The sequence below is a fragment of the Mesorhizobium sp. C416B genome (assembly GCF_030323165.1).
Classification (GTDB): Bacteria; Pseudomonadota; Alphaproteobacteria; order Rhizobiales; family Rhizobiaceae; genus Mesorhizobium.
This window is the reverse complement of the sequence record NZ_CP100471.1, coordinates 4,239,918-4,254,218: the sequence shown is the minus strand read 5'-3', so window position 1 is coordinate 4,254,218 and position 14,301 is coordinate 4,239,918. Positions and strand designations below refer to the sequence as shown.

Here is a 14,301-nt window from a genome sequence, read left to right as displayed (position 1 = left end):
CGGGTTGCTACTCCGCGGCACCCCTGAAGGCGCTTGCTCCGGTTTCGAACTGCAGCTTGGCCAGCCTTGCATAGATTCCGCCCTTGGCGACCAGGCTCTGGTGCGTGCCTTCCTCGACGATGCGGCCGCCATCCATGACCAGGATGCGGTCGGCCTTCAGCACGGTCGCCAGCCGGTGGGCGATGACGATGGTGGTGCGGCCCTGCATCAGCCGTTCCAGCGCCGTCTGCACCAGCGTTTCGCTTTCGGCGTCGAGCGCCGACGTGGCCTCGTCGAGCAGCAGGATCGGCGCGTCGCGCAGGATGGCGCGGGCGATCGCCACGCGCTGGCGCTGGCCGCCGGACAAGGTCACACCGCGCTCGCCGACCTGGCTGTCGTAGCCCTTGTCGAGCCTGAGGATGAACTCGTCGGCCAGCGCGTCCCTGGCGGCGGCCTCGATCTCGGCATTCGTCGCGCCCGGCCGGCCAAAGCCGATATTGTCGCGCGCGCTTGCCGCAAAGATGGTGACATCCTGCGGCACGATCGCAATGCGCTCCCGCACTTCAGCCGGATCGGCTTCGCGCACGTCGACGCCGTCAATGGCGATGCGGCCGGTTTCGGGATCGTAGAAGCGCAGGATCAGCGAAAAGACGGTGCTCTTTCCGGCGCCCGACGGGCCGACGATCGCCACCGTCTCGCCGGGCTTGACCTGAAAACTCAAGCCGTGGACGGCGGCACGGTCCGGCCTTGCCGGGTAGGAGAAGGAGACGTCGTCGAAACTGATCGCGCCTGTCGCTTTGGCGGGCAGCGGCAGCGGATTGGCCGGCGGTTGAATCGCCGGCGTCTCGTCGAGTATCTCGGTCAGCCTTTCGGCCGCACCCGCCGCCTGGGCAAGCTCGCCCCAGACTTCCGACAGTGCGCCCAGCGCGCCTGCGGCAAACACGGAGTAAAGCAGGAACTGGCCGAGCGTGCCGGGCGACATCGTGCCGGCAAGCACGTCACGCGAGCCGAACCACAACACCGCCACGACCGAGGAAAAGATCATGAAGATGGCAAAGAAGGTGAGCAGCGAGCGGGAGAAGATCGACGAGCGCGCCGCCTGGAAGGCGGCTTCCACCGCGGCCGAGAACCGCCCGGTGACCAGCGTCTCGTTGGTGAACGCCTGCAACGTACGCACCGCGCCGATCTGCTCGCTGGCATAGGCGGTCGCTTGCGCCAGCGTGTCCTGCGCCTGCCGTGACCGGCGCCTCACCGAACGGCCGAACGCGACCAGCGGCAGCACGATGAGCGGAATGGCCGCGATCACCAGGCCCGACAGTTTCGGGCTGGTGACGACCATCATCGCCACCGCGCCAAGGCCGAGGATGACGTTGCGCAGCGCCACCGAGGCGGTGGCGCCGACGGCGGATTTCACCTGCGTCGTGTCGGCGGCAAGCCGCGAGACGATCTCGCCCGATTGCGCGGTGTCGAAGAAGGACGGCGAAAGCGTCGTGACATGCGAAAACACGTCGCTGCGGATGTCGGCGACGACCCGCTCGCCGAGCGTGATGACGAAGTAGTAGCGTCCGGCCGACGCCGCCGCCAGAATGGCTGCCATCGCAACCAGGGCGGCGAAATATTCGGCGATGAAGACGGTGCCGGAAGCACTGAAACCGTGGTCGATCATGCGCCGCACGGCCAGCGGCAGCGCCAGCGTCGTCGCCGCGGCGATGGCGAGCGAAATGAGGGCGCCTATGACCAGTTTGCGGTAGCGGAATATATAGGGATACAGGCGCCTGAGCGGCCCGAGCGAGCGCCTGCGCCCGTCTTGCTCGCCGCTGATGTCCGCCATGACCGTTTCCTCTGGCCGCTTCCAGGTGGGCGCGTTCAATATGCGCCTGCCGTGGCCTTGTGATTCAATTCCGGCTGATGTATAGGCTCGCCGACCGTTTTAGAAGCCGTGGCTTTTCAATAGCTGCGGCTTCGAGTTTTAAAAAGGGGCGCATCGACGCAGGCCGCGGGCCCGTCTGTAGCGCCACAAGCCAGGAAGCACGACAATGAAGGCCGATATCCATCCCGACTACCACACCATCAAGGTCGTCATGACCGATGGCACAGAATACTCGACCCGTTCGACCTGGGGCAAGGAAGGCGATACGATGAACCTCGATATCGACCCGACCACGCACCCGGCCTGGACCGGCGGCCAGCAGACCCTGCTCGACCGCGGCGGTCGCCTGTCGAAGTTCAAGAAGCGCTTCGAAGGCTTCGGCCTCTAAAGTTTACCTGTATCGCTGAATCAAGAACCCGCCTTTGTGGCGGGTTTTTTGTCGCCGCCAAAGTCAGTCGCTTCAAGCTAACGCGCCGATACCTCCCGCTTGTGGGGAGGTCGGCCCAAGGGTCGGGTGGTCCGACGCCTCCACCCTGCTGCTTCGAAGCGACCCTTCCCAGGGTGGTGCGAGCCTACCCGTCCACCAATTCCCGCAGCGCCATGCGCTTGTAGGCGGCGACCAGCCTGTCGCCCTCCTGCCGGTCGACCGAGATCGCCAGCCGCACGGCAGCCTCGCCCATCTGCCAGACGAGGAAGGCCGTCGTCTCCAGCGCCACCGGATCGGCACCGGGATGCAGCCGCTTCAGCACCGTGGTCAGGAATTCGGCATTCGCCCGGCTGTCGGCAAGTTCGAGCTGGCGCAGCGCCTTGTCGGCCTGGGTGCCCGACCAGATGTCGCGCATCACCGGCTCGGCCAGGAACAGCTGATAGTAGATATCCACCAGCTCCGAAAACGCCTGCCGCAGGCCCTCGGCGTCGACGACATCCTTGAGCGCCGAGGAGATGCAGGCCTGGCTTTCGGCGGTGTAGCGCTCGGCCAGCGCCCAGACGATCGCCCGCTTGTCGGGAAAGAACTGGTAGAGCGAGCCGATCGACACCGCGGCCCGTTCCGCCACCTCGCCCATGCGCATGGCGTCGCTGCCTTGCTCGGCAATCAGCGCCGAGGCTGCGGCCAGCATGCGCTCGACCCGCTCGCGGCTGCGCTGCTGGGTGGGCGCCCGTCGCGGCGATGCGACCTGCTCCTGGGCAGATGCGGGCGTTGCTGTGTCTTCCATGACGGCCTCCGGTCTCGACAAAATCTGCCAACAGACGGCTTGACTCCCAAAATACGAGGGTTTATCACGTTTTGCAAATGTGAGGATTACTCATATTTATAAACAGAGGAAAACCACAATGACCGACACCAAACCAGTCCTGATCCTCGGTGGCACTGGCAAGGCCGGCCGTCGCCTCGCCGAGCGGCTGACCTCACAGGGCATTCCCGTGCGCATCGGCTCGCGTTCCGGCAGCCCCCGCTTCGACTGGGAGGTTCCGGCGACCTGGGAGCCTGCCATGCAGGGCGTGGGCGCCGTCTACATCAGTTACTATCCCGACATCGCCGTGCCGGGCGCCGCCGAGACCGTCGGCGCCTTCGCCAGGCTTGCGGTGGCAAATGGCGTCACCCGCATGGTGCTGCTCTCCGGCCGCGGCGAGACCGAAGCCCAGCGCGCCGAAGAGATGGTCAAAGCCTCGGGCGCTGACTGGACGATCCTGCGTTGCGCTTGGTTTTCGCAGAATTTCAGTGAAGGTTTTCTCGTCGAGTCCTTGCGGCAAGGCGAAGTGGCTTTGCCTGTCGGCCCTGTTGGCGAGCCCTTCGTCGATGTCGACGACATCGCCGATGCTGCCTTCGTTGCGCTGACCGAACCGGGTCATGTCGGCCAGCTCTATGAGTTGACCGGGCCGCGGCTGCTAAGCTTCGCCGACGCGGTTGCCGAGATCGCCAAGGCGACCGGCCGCGACATCCGCTATATCAAGATCTCGCATGACGAATTCACCGCCGCGACGGCGGCATACGAACTGCCGCCCGAAATCGCCTGGCTGCTCAACGAGCTGTTCACCGAAGTGCTTGACGGCCGCAACGAGACGCTGACCGACGGCGTCCAGCGTGTGCTCGGCCGCGCGCCGAAAGACTTTTCCGCCTACGCAAATGAAACCGCTGCAACCGGCATCTGGAGCAACTGAGATGATCAAGCTTCTTCCCACCCTCACCATCATCGCCGCCATCGGCTCGGGCGTCGTCGGCGGCGTGTTCTTCGCCTTTTCCAACTTTATCATGGCGGCGCTTGCCCGGCTGCCGGTCCCCCAAGGCATCGCAGCGATGAATTCGATCAACATCACGGTGATCACGCCCACCTTCATGACGGCGCTGTTCGGCACCGGCCTGCTCTGTCTGGTGCTTATCGCCGCCGTTATCATGGGCTGGAGCCAGTCCGGTTCATACTGGCTGCTTGCCGGCGCCGTGATCTATTTGATCGGCAACCCGATCGTGACCATGGTCTTCAATGTGCCGCTCAACGATGCGCTCGCCGCCGTCGACCCGGCCAGCGCCAATGGCGCAGCCGTGTGGGCGAACCATCTAAATCAATGGGTGATGTGGAACCACATCCGCACCATCACCGCCATCGTGTCGATGGCCTGCTTCATCTTCGCATTGCTCTGAAAAATGACACTTCGCAAACGCAAGGACCTCGCCTCAAGCGGGGTCCTTTTGCGTGTGACCCTTGCGGTCGGAATGACCGAGATCGCGGCCCGGATCGATGACGTCGCGCACCAGCTGCTTGAGCTTGGCGGCATCGGGAAAGCCGCCGTCGCGCTTGCGGTCCCAGACCAGCACATCGTTGCAGGAAACGGTGAAGATGCCGCCTGTGCCCGGCACCAGCGTCACTTCACCAAGATCCGTGCCGAAGGTGGAGAGCAGTTCCTGCGCCATCCAGCCGGCCCGCAACAGCCACTGGCACTGCGTGCAATAGGTGATGACCACGCGGGGCCTCTCCGGCACACTCATGTCTGGGCCTCCTGTATGCGCACCGTGGTATTTGCGAATCGATCGTGTATCGGGTCGTCGCCCAGAGCTATGGATATCGCAATCCAGACCGGCCAGATCAGCACCAAAACGAGGGCAGCGGATGCAACCACTATTTCCAGGCTGGAGTAATCCTGCACGCCACCGGGAGCGGTGCCCCAAGCCTGAAAAGCATACCAGCTTCCCGTCAGGACGATCGGTAATGCGCCGAGAAACTTGATAAGTTGCCGCCGAACAGCCTTTCTCGCCGGCAGGCCGACCCTATGTCTGTCGTCCTCATCATGTACAGTGAGCTCCGTGAGCCGCTTGCCGATTGATTGGCCGGACTTCAACTCCATAATGAGGAGATAAGACGCCAGAGCGATCTGCTCGAGGAAACCCAGGTCCAATGCTGCAGGCCTGAAATTCCCTTGCGAATCCAGATCGATCGAGATGGAGGAGGTTTCTCCAGGCTTTGAGCCCGGCGCCGTACCCACGCTCCATATGGCGACCGGCAAACCGAGTACTGATGTTCTACACACCTGCCAATCATAACGGGCAAGTGTCGGGGCACCGTGAACCGTACCCTCCTGGCATAGTTTCCAGTTCAGCCAAAAGCTGCCTTTTACGCCACCGTTGGTCAGCAGAAATAGAGCCCCTACGAGCAAATAGAGGGCGATCAGGATTACAAGGTAGTCGATGAGTGCAGCGAGAAACCGTCGCCATATGCCGGGCCGGCGAGGCCAGGCCACCGCATCGGCAAAACTTGCCTCTTTATAGTCGGTCATCGGCCCCCCCTGAAAACTGACTAATCTATAGGCAGGCCGCCGTCATACAGCAATATTCGCATCCGACTGTATTGCACGGACCTACGCCGCGCTGAGCTTGGCCATGGTCTCGTCGTCGACCTCGAAATTGGCGTAGACGCTCTGCACGTCGTCATCGTCCTCGAGCGTTGCCACCAGTTTCATCAGCGATTGCGCCCGCTCTTCGTCGACCGGGACATTGTTCTGCGGCTGCCAGATCGGCTTCACCGATTCGGCCTCGCCAAGCGAGGCTTCCAGCGCCTTAGACACTTCGCCCATACTCTCGAACGCACAGTAGATGGTGTGGCCTTCCTCGTCGGACTCGACGTCATCGGCGCCGGCCTCGATCGCCGCGTCCATCACCTTGTCGGCGCTGCCGGCGGAGGCCGGATAGTAAATCTCGCCGGCGCGGTTCCACATGAACGACACCGAGCCGGTTTCACCAAGCGCACCCCCGGCTTTGGTGAAGGCGGCGCGCACGCTCGAGGCCGAGCGGTTGCGGTTGTCGGTCAGCGCCTCGACGATCAGCGCCACGCCGCCTGGCCCATAGCCTTCATAGCGCACCGCTTCGTAATTCTCGGCATCGCCCATCGATGCCTTGTTGATGGCGCGCTGGATGTTGTCCTTCGGCATCGACACCGCCTTGGCGTTCTGAATGGCCAGGCGCAAACGCGGGTTCATCGACGGATCCGGTGTTCCGCTCTTGGCGGCGACGGTGATTTCGCGCGCCAGCTTGGAAAACATTTTCGACCGCACCGCGTCCTGCCGGCCCTTGCGGTGCATGATGTTCTTGAACTGTGAATGGCCGGCCATGGCACCCCTGTCGTCTTCGGCTAGAGCATCCCGAAGCGAGGTGGTCTCACCTCGTCCTCCCGGGTACTCGAATTCAAATTTTCAGAGCCGTCCAAGGTGCAACGCGATGGATGCACGGCGTTCTCTGTCGGAATGGCCGGCTTATAGATAAATCGGCTCAATTCGTCCAGCCGCGCCGGTTCAGTCCTCCAGATCGGACTTCAGCCGGTCGATAATGCTGAGCGCATGGCCGGCATACTGGCTGATCCAGCGGTCGTGGATGTGCTTGATCGGCAGCGCGTTGAGATGGTTCCAGCGCTCTCGCCCTTGGCGCTTTGCCACCACCAGTTCGGCTTCTTCCAGCACCTTGAGATGCAGCATGACGGTGCAGCGATCGATGTCGGGAAACGCCTCGCACAACATGCCGGTCGTCTGCGGCGCATCCTTCAGCCGATCCAGCAATTCGCGACGGCGCGGATGCGCCAACGCCTTGAAAACGTGATCGTCTGCGGTTTGGCTTGACATGTTATGTTTCTATAACATATCGTCGAGCCAATCAAGGAGGAGCTGTGGATATGTCTCTTGGATTCAGAGTTTCCGGGCGCATCGGCAAACCGGTCGCCGAAGTCTTCGACGCCGTCGTCAATCCCAAAAAGCTGAGTGGCTATTTCACCACCATCGGCGGCGCCAGCGCGCCGCTGAAGGCCGGCACCGGGGTGGTCTGGTGGGGCAAGGTGCCCGTCGAAGTCGATGAGGTGATCAAGGACCGCCATATCGTGCTGCGCTGGGATGCCACCGATGCCGAAGGCAAGCCCGCCTACAAGACACGCATCGAGATGAACTTCGAGCCGCTGGACGATGGCGGCACCCTTGTGACCATTGCTGAATCCGGCTGGCCGGAAGGCGTGGTCGGCCTGCAGAAATCCTACCTCAATTGCGAGGGCTGGTCGCAGATGCTGGCCTGCATGAAGGCCTATGTCGAATACGGCATCAATCTGCGCGACGGCTACTACCGCGGCGAGATGAGGGGCGAGCCGGCCAACGAGACAAACAGATGAACAGCGCAACGGAGCCCGCAATGACCGCGAAAATGACAGGTGGAATCAACATCGCCATGAAAGTCCCGTCACATCAGTACGAGGCGACGATCGCCTTCTATCGCGACGTCGTCGGCTTGAATCCATTCACCGCCAAGACGCCGGCCATCGGCTTCGAGCTTGGCCCAAACCGTCTGTGGATCGACGAGGCGCCGATGCTGAGCCAGGCCGAAGTCTGGCTTGAGCTTTTCACCGACAATTCTGCAGCCATTGCGGATCATCTCGCCAAGGCCGGCGTCGTCCGTTGCGACGCGGTCGAGCCCCTGGGCGAAGGCTTTCGCGGCTTCTGGATCGCCAACCCGGCCAGCATCGTTCACATGGTGCGCGAGCCTGACGCCTGGTGAGCGCAAACCGGACAAGGAAAGGAGCATCGATGGAAATTCACAAAACGCCGACTGCCGAAGCCGGCATGCTGATCAGGCGGCCGGTCGCCGAGGTCTTCGAGGCGATCGTCGACCCGGCCATCACCACGAAATTCTGGTTTACCCACAGTAGCGGCCGGCTGGATAGCCGCAAAGAGGTTCGCTGGGAGTGGCGCATGTACGGGGCCTCGGCGATGGTCAATGTCAGCGAGATCGTCGAGAACAAGAAGATCGTCATGCAATGGAGCGATCCGCCGACCACCGTGGTCTGGACCTTCACGGAGATGCCCGGTGCCGAAACGCCTGACGGGGCTACCTTTCTTGAGGTCAGCAATTTCGACTTCGCCGGCACCGTCGACGAGCAGGTCAAGCAAGCGATCGGCTCGACCGACGGCTTCGCACTGGTGTTGGCTGGTGCCAAAGCATGGCTGGAACAGGGCCTGTCGCTTGGCCTGATCGGCGACCGTTATCCGAAGGGCGTGCCGGGGCGTTGAACCGGCTCAGATTCGCGCTTCTTCTTCCCGCGGTGAGCTCGTATCCAATTCCCCTTTGGGGCTTCAGGAATGTCCGAAGTATCGATCTCGCCGTCGGGCAAGCCAGCCAGACTGGCTAACTGATCTCGCTGGTCCTAGCTGAGCTCTTTGATGGTCAATGCCCGCCGCCGGATTTCTTCTTCCGCCGCGTCAGCATGTTGAGGCCTTCGACCAAGGCCGAAAAGCCCATGGCGGCGTAGATGTAGCCCTTCGGCACATGAAAACCCATGCCGTCGGCGATCAGCGTCATGCCGATCATCAGCAGGAAGCCCAGCGCCAGCATGACGATGCTCGGGTTCTTGGCGATGAAATTGGCGAGCGGCCCGGCCGCCAGCATCATCACGCTCACCGCCACGATCACGGCGATGTACATGATGGCTATCTCGTCGGTCATGCCGACGGCGGTGATGATCGAATCGATCGAGAAGACGAGATCGAGCAGCAGTATCTGGAAGATGGCGCCGGCAAGCGAGATCTGCAGCGTCTCGCCCATCATCGTATCCTTGTGGTCTTCAGGGTCGACCGTGTGATGGATTTCCTTGGTCGCCTTCCAGACCAGGAACAGGCCGCCGGCGATCAGGATCAGGTCGCGCCAGGAAAAGCCGTGGCCGAAAGCGGTGAATACCGGTGTCGTCAGCTGCACGATGATGGAAATGGTCGCAAGCAGCACCAGCCGCATGATCAGCGCCGCCGAGATGCCGAGGCGGCGGGCACGCGCCCGTTGCGCTTCCGGCAATTTGTTGGTCAGGATCGAGATGAAGATCAGATTGTCGATGCCGAGCACGACCTCAAGCACGATCAGCGTCAGCAACGCGACCCACGCGGTGGGGTCGGCAACGAATTGAAAATGCGGCGCGAAGAACTCGATCAGCTGCATGGAGGTCGTCCCCTCTTTAACGATCTAGAGCAGTTTCGTCGCCAGTTAGGTACTTTACTCGACTATATCAATGTCATGACCAGAAGGATGGCGCGGTTTCTTCGAGCCGCGGCCCGCGACGAAACGGCGCGATCTTCTCGGTCAGGCCCGTACGGTCGGAAATAGTGACGCCGACGCCGCACAATGTCGCCGGTCCGGTTGCAGCCTCGAAGCGGCCTTTCGGCACTTTCGACAGGAAGCGGTTGAGCGGCTCTTCCTTGTCCATGCCGAGCGAGGAATCATAGTCGCCGCACATGCCGGCGTCGGACATGTAGCCGGTGCCGCCATTGAGGATCTGGTGGTCGGCCGTCGGCTGGTGCGTATGGGTGCCGATGACGAGGCTGGCGCGGCCGTCGACGAAATGCGCGAAGCACATTTTCTCCGAGGTCGCCTCGGCGTGGAAATCGATGACCACGGCGTCGGCCTGCTCGCCCAGCGGACAGGCGGCAAGCTCGCGCTCGCCGGCCTGGAACGGATCGTCGAGCTCGGGATGCATGAACACCCGGCCCATAATGTTGGCGACCAGCACGCGCGCGCCGTTTTTGGCAATGTAGACGCCGGAGCCGCGCCCCGGCGTGCCCTTGGGGAAATTGGACGGGCGCAGGAAACGCTCCTCGCGCGGCGCGAAGACCAGTGCGTCGCGCTGGTCCCAGACATGGTTGCCGGTGGTGACGACATCGGCGCCGGCCGCGATGGTGTCGCGAAAAATGTCTTCGGTGATGCCGAAACCGCCGGCGGCGTTCTCGCCATTGACGATGACGAAGTCGAGTTTGAAATCGGAGATCAGGCCGGGCAGTTGTTCCCACACCGCCGTACGTCCCGATTTACCCACCATGTCGCCGAGGAAGAGAAGTCTCATGCCCACTTCTATCCAGAGGCACGGACGCTAGGCAAGCGCTACCCAGGCGATTGGCGCTAACGCCGGCCGAAAGTACCACGCTGCCGTTGAGACGGCTTTGCGCTCGCGCCCGCGACGCGAACTGCCGAAGGCATCATCGGTGACGCCGGCGGTGCGGTGCGTCCGCGCAGCCAGAAGAACCACACGTAAAAAACAGTGAACCCACCAGTAGCGGCCAGGAGCAACAGCCCGCCGCGCCAGCCCTTCATCGCCGCGGTATCGAGGATCGATGGATTGGCAGGGTTGTAATACAACTTCACCGCGTCGCCTTTGGACGCCGTGTAGAGGCCGATGTCCTTTCCCTTGCCGGACCACGTCATCGGTGCATCGTTCGCGACATAGGTGACAGCGACGTTGATGCCTTTCGCGGTGAGGCCATTACCCTGGGCTTCGCTGTAGGAACTGACATCCGTCACTGTGGCAACCGTCTGATGCCAGGCGAACTGGTGGTGCAGGGCCGTTCCGGAAATGTGCAATGCCATCGCGAACAGCGTTACCGCGATGAGGACGAACGGCATCAGCAGGAAGCGTGCGAAGACAAACATGATGGCCGCCATCGGCTCGGACTGTGTTGCCGGAATACTATCCGGCACGTCTTGGAAACGCGTTAAGCGGGATCGCGGTCGTTTAAGCGATATCGAAGCGGCGCAAACCGCTCTCGGTGAGTATTTCCGGGATGATGACGTCGTGCGCCTCATCCGGCACCAGACCCACCTCCTGGCAATCGAAGGCGATGCCGATCAGTCGTGGCGGCTGGCCCTTGTCGATCAGCCTGGCGATGGCGCGGTCGTAATAGCCGGCGCCATACCCGATGCGATGACCGCGGCTGTCGAAGGCCGCGAGCGGCACCAGCATCACCGCGGGATCGAGAACCTCGGCCTCCGCATGCGGACCGACCGTGCCAAAACCCATCTCGACCATCGGCGCGCCGCGCACCAGTTCGCGAAAGACTATGGTGGTCTTGTCGAGGATGGCCGGCAGGCAAAGCCTGGCCCCCTTCTCGCGCAAGGCGAACATCAGCGGCCTGACGTCGACTTCCGATCGCATCGGCCAGAAAGCTGAAACGATCTGACCCGGCTCGATGGCGAGGTGGTCGCGCGCCGTCTCGGCCATTTCAAGCGCGATCTCCACCCGCCACAGCGGATCGAGCGCATCGCGGCGGCCGAGTGCCTCGAGGCGCAGCTGCTTTTTCAGGGCTTTGGGAGATGTCATCCGCGGACGATAGAAAAGGTCGGATCTGGGTGACGTTTCATGAGCGACGTTTTCTACCACATCATCCGCCAAACTGGGCGGATACAGGTAAGTGACGATCCACACAACCGGTGGAGAGAGCGATCCCGGGAACCTACAAAGTAGGTGGGCGCCGTATGAGAAAACCCACGGGTCTTCCCAGGGACAGCTCCCTAAGGATCGTTAAGGCCCCGGGGAAAATGTTCTCCTGCCGGGAAGCGCAGACCGCCAAGCCCAATATAGGCGGCTGGTCGGTCAAGCGCTAGTGACATGAGCCGATGTTTCCATTTCGATCTCACACGCTTTGGTCGCAGCCGGCTCGCCCTTGCACAGGTCAAGCAGCGTCCTTACGCTCGCGCTGACCAACCGAGGAGCAAGTATGCGTTTCGAAGGCACGGCGGCCTATGTCGCCGACAAGGATCTGATGGTGGCGGTGAACGCCGCGATCGCGCTGGAGCGGCCATTGCTGGTCAAGGGCGAGCCGGGCACCGGCAAGACCGAGCTTGCCCGCCAGGTGGCATCGGCGCTCGGCCTCGACCTGATCGAATGGCACGTCAAGTCGACCACCCGTGCGCAGCAGGGACTGTATGAATATGATGCTGTCTCGCGGCTGCGCGACAGCCAGCTCGGCGATGCCAGGTTCAACGACATCAAAAACTACATCAAGCGCGGCAAGCTCTGGCACGCCTTCGCGGCCGGTAAGAAGGTCGTGCTGTTGATCGACGAGATCGACAAGGCCGATATCGAATTCCCCAACGACCTGCTGCAGGAACTCGATCGGATGGAGTTCTTCGTCTACGAAACCGGCGAAACGATCCGCGCCGCTGTGCGCCCCATCGTCATCATCACTTCCAACAATGAGAAGGAACTGCCCGACGCCTTCCTGCGCCGCTGCTTCTTCCACTACATCCGCTTTCCCGATGTCGACACGCTGCACAAAATCGTCGACGTGCACTATCCCGGCATAAAGCAGAATTTGGTGCGTGCTGCCCTGACCCAGTTCTACGAGATCCGCGATGTGCAGGGGTTGAAGAAGAAGCCGTCGACCTCCGAGGCGCTCGACTGGATCCGCCTGCTGGTCGCCGACGACATCGCACCCGAGGATCTGCGCGCCGACCCCAAGAACGCGCTGCCGAAACTGCACGGCGCGCTGCTCAAGAACGAGCAGGACGTGCATCTGTTTGAGCGCCTGGCCTTCATGGCCAGACGGCAGGGGTGAGGATCGAGGGTTGGCTGACAGCTACGGGCGGCTTTGGCCGCTTACTCCGCGGGAGCAAACCCTCTCTCCTGCGGCGCGACGCGCTTCGGCCCGAAGATGACGAAGCCGATGACCGACAGGGCGAGAACGCCGATCCCGCAATAGAGCATGACCCAGCCGAAACCATTGACCAGCGCGGCATGCACGATGGCGCCGGATGGGTCGAGGGCTGCGAGCTTCGGCGTCCCCTGCGCAAGGCCCTCCAGATTGCCGGTGGCGGCCCTTTCCGCCAGTGCCCGCAACTCATCCGGCTCCAAAGCCGCGCCGAGTGTGGCCCGCAGGTGGGAAACGATACCTTGCGTCAGCAGCAGGCCGAGCATCGCGATGTTGATAGCGAGCGTGATCAGGCGTGCGCTGATGTCGATGCCGGACGCCATGCCGGCACGATCCGGCGATACCGCGCCGGTCGTGGTGTTTGTGGTCGGCGAATTGGTGAGACCGATGCCGATGCCGGCAATCAGCGTGCCGGGCAGCATGGTCAGCCAGGTGGCGCCCTCGAGCCTGGAGCCGATCCACATGGCGATGAAACCGATCCCTAGCGTCAGCAGACCGAGCGGGATGGCAATTCGTGCCTGATAGCGCGCGCGAATGCGCTCGGCGATCGGCGGCATCACCATGAAGGGCAGCGTGTAGACGAGCAATAGCAGGCCGGTCGTCGTGCTGTCATAGCCGAGAACGCCGGAATAATAGATCGGCAGATAGATGATGAACGGCCAGTAGCTGAAATTCATGCCGATGGCGCCCATGATCGCGCCGGAAAACTGCCGGATGCGGAACACGGAGAAATCGAACATCGGATAGGGATTGACCCTCTCGGCGACAAGGAAAGCGATGAACGCAGCCACGGAGGCTGATATCACGCCGATGCGGGCGCTGGTCCCGAGATCCGCACCCTGCGTAATCAGATAGGAGAAGCCGAACACAGAAGCCGACAGCGTCAGCATGCCGGCCCAGTCGAGCTTCTGGGCGTTGTGATCGCGCGATTGCGTGACACCGGCGCCGATAAAGGCGAGCGCCAGGAGCGCCAGCGGCACGTGGATGAGGAACACCCATTGCCAGTTCGACAGCGCCACGATCAAGCCACCGATGGCGGGCCCGAAACCGAGCCCGATGCCTGAGACGACGCTCCAGGCGACGAAAGCCTTGCCGCGTTCGCGGCCGTCCTGGAACTGATGCGAGAGCACGGCGACGCTGCAGGTCAGCATCGCGCCGCCGGCGAGACCTTGCAGGAAGCGGGCGGCGATCAGCAGCGCCGCACTCGGCGCCAGGCCGCACAGCAGCGAGGCGAGGCCGAAGGCGACGGTGGTGATCACCATCACGCTCTTGCGGCCGAAACGGTCGGCCAATGTCCCTGTCGCCATCAGCACTGTCGTGCAGGCGATGGTGTAGGCATTCATGATCCACTGCAAATCCCTGAAATTGGCGGCGAGCACGCTTTCCAGTTTCGGCAGGATCACCGGCACGCTGGAGATTTCGAGCCCGAATAAGAGCGACGCCAGGCACACGCCGGTGAGCGCGATGGTGTTTCGTTGAATCGGCATATCGATCTCTTTCCATCCGAGCATGAGGCGCTCTTCAAA

General features: G+C 62.5%; 18 protein-coding genes and 1 other RNA gene. 7 read left to right on the top strand and 12 right to left on the bottom strand.

All coding sequences use genetic code 11. From position 1 onward, the window contains the following. Positions 1-7 precede the first annotated feature (7 nt). Positions 8-1,810, bottom strand: coding sequence for an ABC transporter transmembrane domain-containing protein (locus tag NLY43_RS20735; RefSeq protein ID WP_023668749.1), 1,803 nt, complete (start codon positions 1,808-1,810; stop codon positions 8-10). Positions 1,811-2,015: 205 nt separating this feature from the next. On the opposite strand from NLY43_RS20735, the gene rpmE reads away from it, so the two are divergent. After that, positions 2,016-2,237: a 50S ribosomal protein L31 gene (gene rpmE, locus NLY43_RS20730; RefSeq protein WP_023668748.1), complete on the top strand. Its 222-nt coding sequence runs from the start codon at positions 2,016-2,018 to the stop codon at positions 2,235-2,237. Between the two features lie 184 nt (positions 2,238-2,421). Here the strand turns inward: rpmE and NLY43_RS20725 are convergent, their stop codons facing one another. Beyond that, positions 2,422-3,063, bottom strand: coding sequence for a TetR/AcrR family transcriptional regulator (locus tag NLY43_RS20725; protein ID WP_023700270.1), 642 nt, complete (start codon positions 3,061-3,063; stop codon positions 2,422-2,424). A gap of 118 nt (positions 3,064-3,181) precedes the next feature. Between NLY43_RS20725 and NLY43_RS20720 the strand changes: the two genes are divergently transcribed. Continuing rightward, on the top strand, positions 3,182-4,009 hold the full coding sequence (locus tag NLY43_RS20720; RefSeq protein WP_023711990.1) for an NAD(P)H-binding protein: 828 nt from the start codon (positions 3,182-3,184) through the stop codon (positions 4,007-4,009). Between the two features lies 1 nt (position 4,010). Next, on the top strand, positions 4,011-4,487 hold the full coding sequence (locus NLY43_RS20715) for an anthrone oxygenase family protein (RefSeq protein WP_023711991.1): 477 nt from the start codon (positions 4,011-4,013) through the stop codon (positions 4,485-4,487). Between the two features lie 33 nt (positions 4,488-4,520). Here NLY43_RS20715 and NLY43_RS20710 read toward each other — a convergent pair whose 3' ends face one another. The 4 genes from NLY43_RS20710 to NLY43_RS20695 form a co-directional block, all read right to left on the bottom strand. Next, positions 4,521-4,832, bottom strand: coding sequence for an Rdx family protein (locus tag NLY43_RS20710; RefSeq protein ID WP_023668742.1), 312 nt, complete (start codon positions 4,830-4,832; stop codon positions 4,521-4,523). Beyond that, entirely contained in the window at positions 4,829-5,617 is a 789-nt protein-coding gene (locus tag NLY43_RS20705; protein ID WP_023711992.1) for an RDD family protein, read from the bottom strand. The genes NLY43_RS20710 and NLY43_RS20705 overlap by 4 nt, the downstream gene beginning before the upstream one ends. A gap of 81 nt (positions 5,618-5,698) precedes the next feature. Then, positions 5,699-6,448: a YebC/PmpR family DNA-binding transcriptional regulator gene (locus tag NLY43_RS20700; RefSeq protein ID WP_023711993.1), complete on the bottom strand. Its 750-nt coding sequence runs from the start codon at positions 6,446-6,448 to the stop codon at positions 5,699-5,701. A gap of 180 nt (positions 6,449-6,628) precedes the next feature. Beyond that, the gene (locus NLY43_RS20695) at positions 6,629-6,952 is read right to left on the bottom strand and encodes an ArsR/SmtB family transcription factor (protein ID WP_023711994.1); all 324 of its coding nucleotides are present in this window, start codon (positions 6,950-6,952) and stop codon (positions 6,629-6,631) included. A 50-nt stretch (positions 6,953-7,002) separates the two neighbouring features. Between NLY43_RS20695 and NLY43_RS20690 the strand changes: the two genes are divergently transcribed. The 3 genes from NLY43_RS20690 to NLY43_RS20680 are packed head-to-tail and all read left to right on the top strand — an operon-like array spanning position 7,003 to position 8,380. Beyond that, on the top strand, positions 7,003-7,485 hold the full coding sequence (locus NLY43_RS20690) for an SRPBCC domain-containing protein (RefSeq protein ID WP_023668738.1): 483 nt from the start codon (positions 7,003-7,005) through the stop codon (positions 7,483-7,485). Positions 7,486-7,505: 20 nt separating this feature from the next. Beyond that, positions 7,506-7,868, top strand: coding sequence for a VOC family protein (locus NLY43_RS20685; protein ID WP_023700266.1), 363 nt, complete (start codon positions 7,506-7,508; stop codon positions 7,866-7,868). A 29-nt stretch (positions 7,869-7,897) separates the two neighbouring features. After that, positions 7,898-8,380, top strand: a complete 483-nt coding sequence (locus tag NLY43_RS20680; RefSeq protein ID WP_023711995.1) for an SRPBCC family protein — start codon at positions 7,898-7,900, stop codon at positions 8,378-8,380. Between the two features lie 154 nt (positions 8,381-8,534). Here NLY43_RS20680 and NLY43_RS20675 read toward each other — a convergent pair whose 3' ends face one another. The 5 genes from NLY43_RS20675 to ssrS all read right to left on the bottom strand — a co-directional run bounded on the left by NLY43_RS20675 (position 8,535) and on the right by ssrS (position 11,693). Further along, positions 8,535-9,296, bottom strand: a complete 762-nt coding sequence (locus NLY43_RS20675) for a TerC family protein (protein WP_286458512.1) — start codon at positions 9,294-9,296, stop codon at positions 8,535-8,537. 73 nt (positions 9,297-9,369) lie between these two features. Further along, positions 9,370-10,194 carry a TIGR00282 family metallophosphoesterase gene (locus tag NLY43_RS20670; protein WP_023668734.1) on the bottom strand — a complete coding sequence of 275 codons (825 nt, stop codon included), beginning with the start codon at positions 10,192-10,194 and terminating at the stop codon, positions 9,370-9,372. Positions 10,195-10,250: 56 nt separating this feature from the next. Then, a complete protein-coding gene (locus NLY43_RS20665; protein WP_196815260.1) occupies positions 10,251-10,778 on the bottom strand; it encodes a DUF3592 domain-containing protein in 528 nt (175 codons plus the stop codon). A gap of 82 nt (positions 10,779-10,860) precedes the next feature. Further along, positions 10,861-11,445: a 5-formyltetrahydrofolate cyclo-ligase gene (locus NLY43_RS20660; protein WP_023711998.1), complete on the bottom strand. Its 585-nt coding sequence runs from the start codon at positions 11,443-11,445 to the stop codon at positions 10,861-10,863. Positions 11,446-11,537: 92 nt separating this feature from the next. Then, positions 11,538-11,693, bottom strand: a non-coding RNA gene (ssrS, locus tag NLY43_RS20655) — 6S RNA. Positions 11,694-11,842: 149 nt separating this feature from the next. On the opposite strand from ssrS, the gene NLY43_RS20650 reads away from it, so the two are divergent. Continuing rightward, the gene (locus NLY43_RS20650; protein WP_023684147.1) at positions 11,843-12,682 is read left to right on the top strand and encodes an AAA family ATPase; all 840 of its coding nucleotides are present in this window, start codon (positions 11,843-11,845) and stop codon (positions 12,680-12,682) included. Between the two features lie 41 nt (positions 12,683-12,723). Here NLY43_RS20650 and NLY43_RS20645 read toward each other — a convergent pair whose 3' ends face one another. After that, positions 12,724-14,262 (bottom strand): MFS transporter, encoded by a 1,539-nt coding sequence (locus NLY43_RS20645; protein ID WP_023711999.1) that lies wholly within the window; start codon positions 14,260-14,262, stop codon positions 12,724-12,726. Positions 14,263-14,301 lie beyond the last annotated feature (39 nt).

Excerpts from the sequence above, each read along its gene's own strand:
- NLY43_RS20660 (WP_023711998.1), bottom strand. The coding sequence starts at position 11,445 with ATGACATCTCCCAAAGCCCTGAAAAAGCAGCTGCGCCTCGAGGCACTC.
- NLY43_RS20690 (WP_023668738.1), top strand. The coding sequence starts at position 7,003 with ATGTCTCTTGGATTCAGAGTTTCCGGGCGCATCGGCAAACCGGTCGCC.
- NLY43_RS20670 (WP_023668734.1), bottom strand. The coding sequence starts at position 10,194 with ATGAGACTTCTCTTCCTCGGCGACATGGTGGGTAAATCGGGACGTACG.
- rpmE (WP_023668748.1), top strand. The coding sequence starts at position 2,016 with ATGAAGGCCGATATCCATCCCGACTACCACACCATCAAGGTCGTCATG.
- NLY43_RS20685 (WP_023700266.1), top strand. The coding sequence starts at position 7,506 with ATGACCGCGAAAATGACAGGTGGAATCAACATCGCCATGAAAGTCCCG.
- NLY43_RS20715 (WP_023711991.1), top strand. The coding sequence starts at position 4,011 with ATGATCAAGCTTCTTCCCACCCTCACCATCATCGCCGCCATCGGCTCG.
- NLY43_RS20720 (WP_023711990.1), top strand. The coding sequence starts at position 3,182 with ATGACCGACACCAAACCAGTCCTGATCCTCGGTGGCACTGGCAAGGCC.
- NLY43_RS20700 (WP_023711993.1), bottom strand. The coding sequence starts at position 6,448 with ATGGCCGGCCATTCACAGTTCAAGAACATCATGCACCGCAAGGGCCGG.
- NLY43_RS20680 (WP_023711995.1), top strand. The coding sequence starts at position 7,898 with ATGGAAATTCACAAAACGCCGACTGCCGAAGCCGGCATGCTGATCAGG.
- NLY43_RS20725 (WP_023700270.1), bottom strand. The coding sequence starts at position 3,063 with ATGGAAGACACAGCAACGCCCGCATCTGCCCAGGAGCAGGTCGCATCG.
- NLY43_RS20650 (WP_023684147.1), top strand. The coding sequence starts at position 11,843 with ATGCGTTTCGAAGGCACGGCGGCCTATGTCGCCGACAAGGATCTGATG.
- NLY43_RS20735 (WP_023668749.1), bottom strand. The coding sequence starts at position 1,810 with ATGGCGGACATCAGCGGCGAGCAAGACGGGCGCAGGCGCTCGCTCGGG.
- NLY43_RS20695 (WP_023711994.1), bottom strand. The coding sequence starts at position 6,952 with ATGTCAAGCCAAACCGCAGACGATCACGTTTTCAAGGCGTTGGCGCAT.
- NLY43_RS20645 (WP_023711999.1), bottom strand. The coding sequence starts at position 14,262 with ATGCCGATTCAACGAAACACCATCGCGCTCACCGGCGTGTGCCTGGCG.
- NLY43_RS20705 (WP_023711992.1), bottom strand. The coding sequence starts at position 5,617 with ATGACCGACTATAAAGAGGCAAGTTTTGCCGATGCGGTGGCCTGGCCT.
- NLY43_RS20665 (WP_196815260.1), bottom strand. The coding sequence starts at position 10,778 with ATGTTTGTCTTCGCACGCTTCCTGCTGATGCCGTTCGTCCTCATCGCG.
- NLY43_RS20675 (WP_286458512.1), bottom strand. The coding sequence starts at position 9,296 with ATGCAGCTGATCGAGTTCTTCGCGCCGCATTTTCAATTCGTTGCCGAC.
- NLY43_RS20710 (WP_023668742.1), bottom strand. The coding sequence starts at position 4,832 with ATGAGTGTGCCGGAGAGGCCCCGCGTGGTCATCACCTATTGCACGCAG.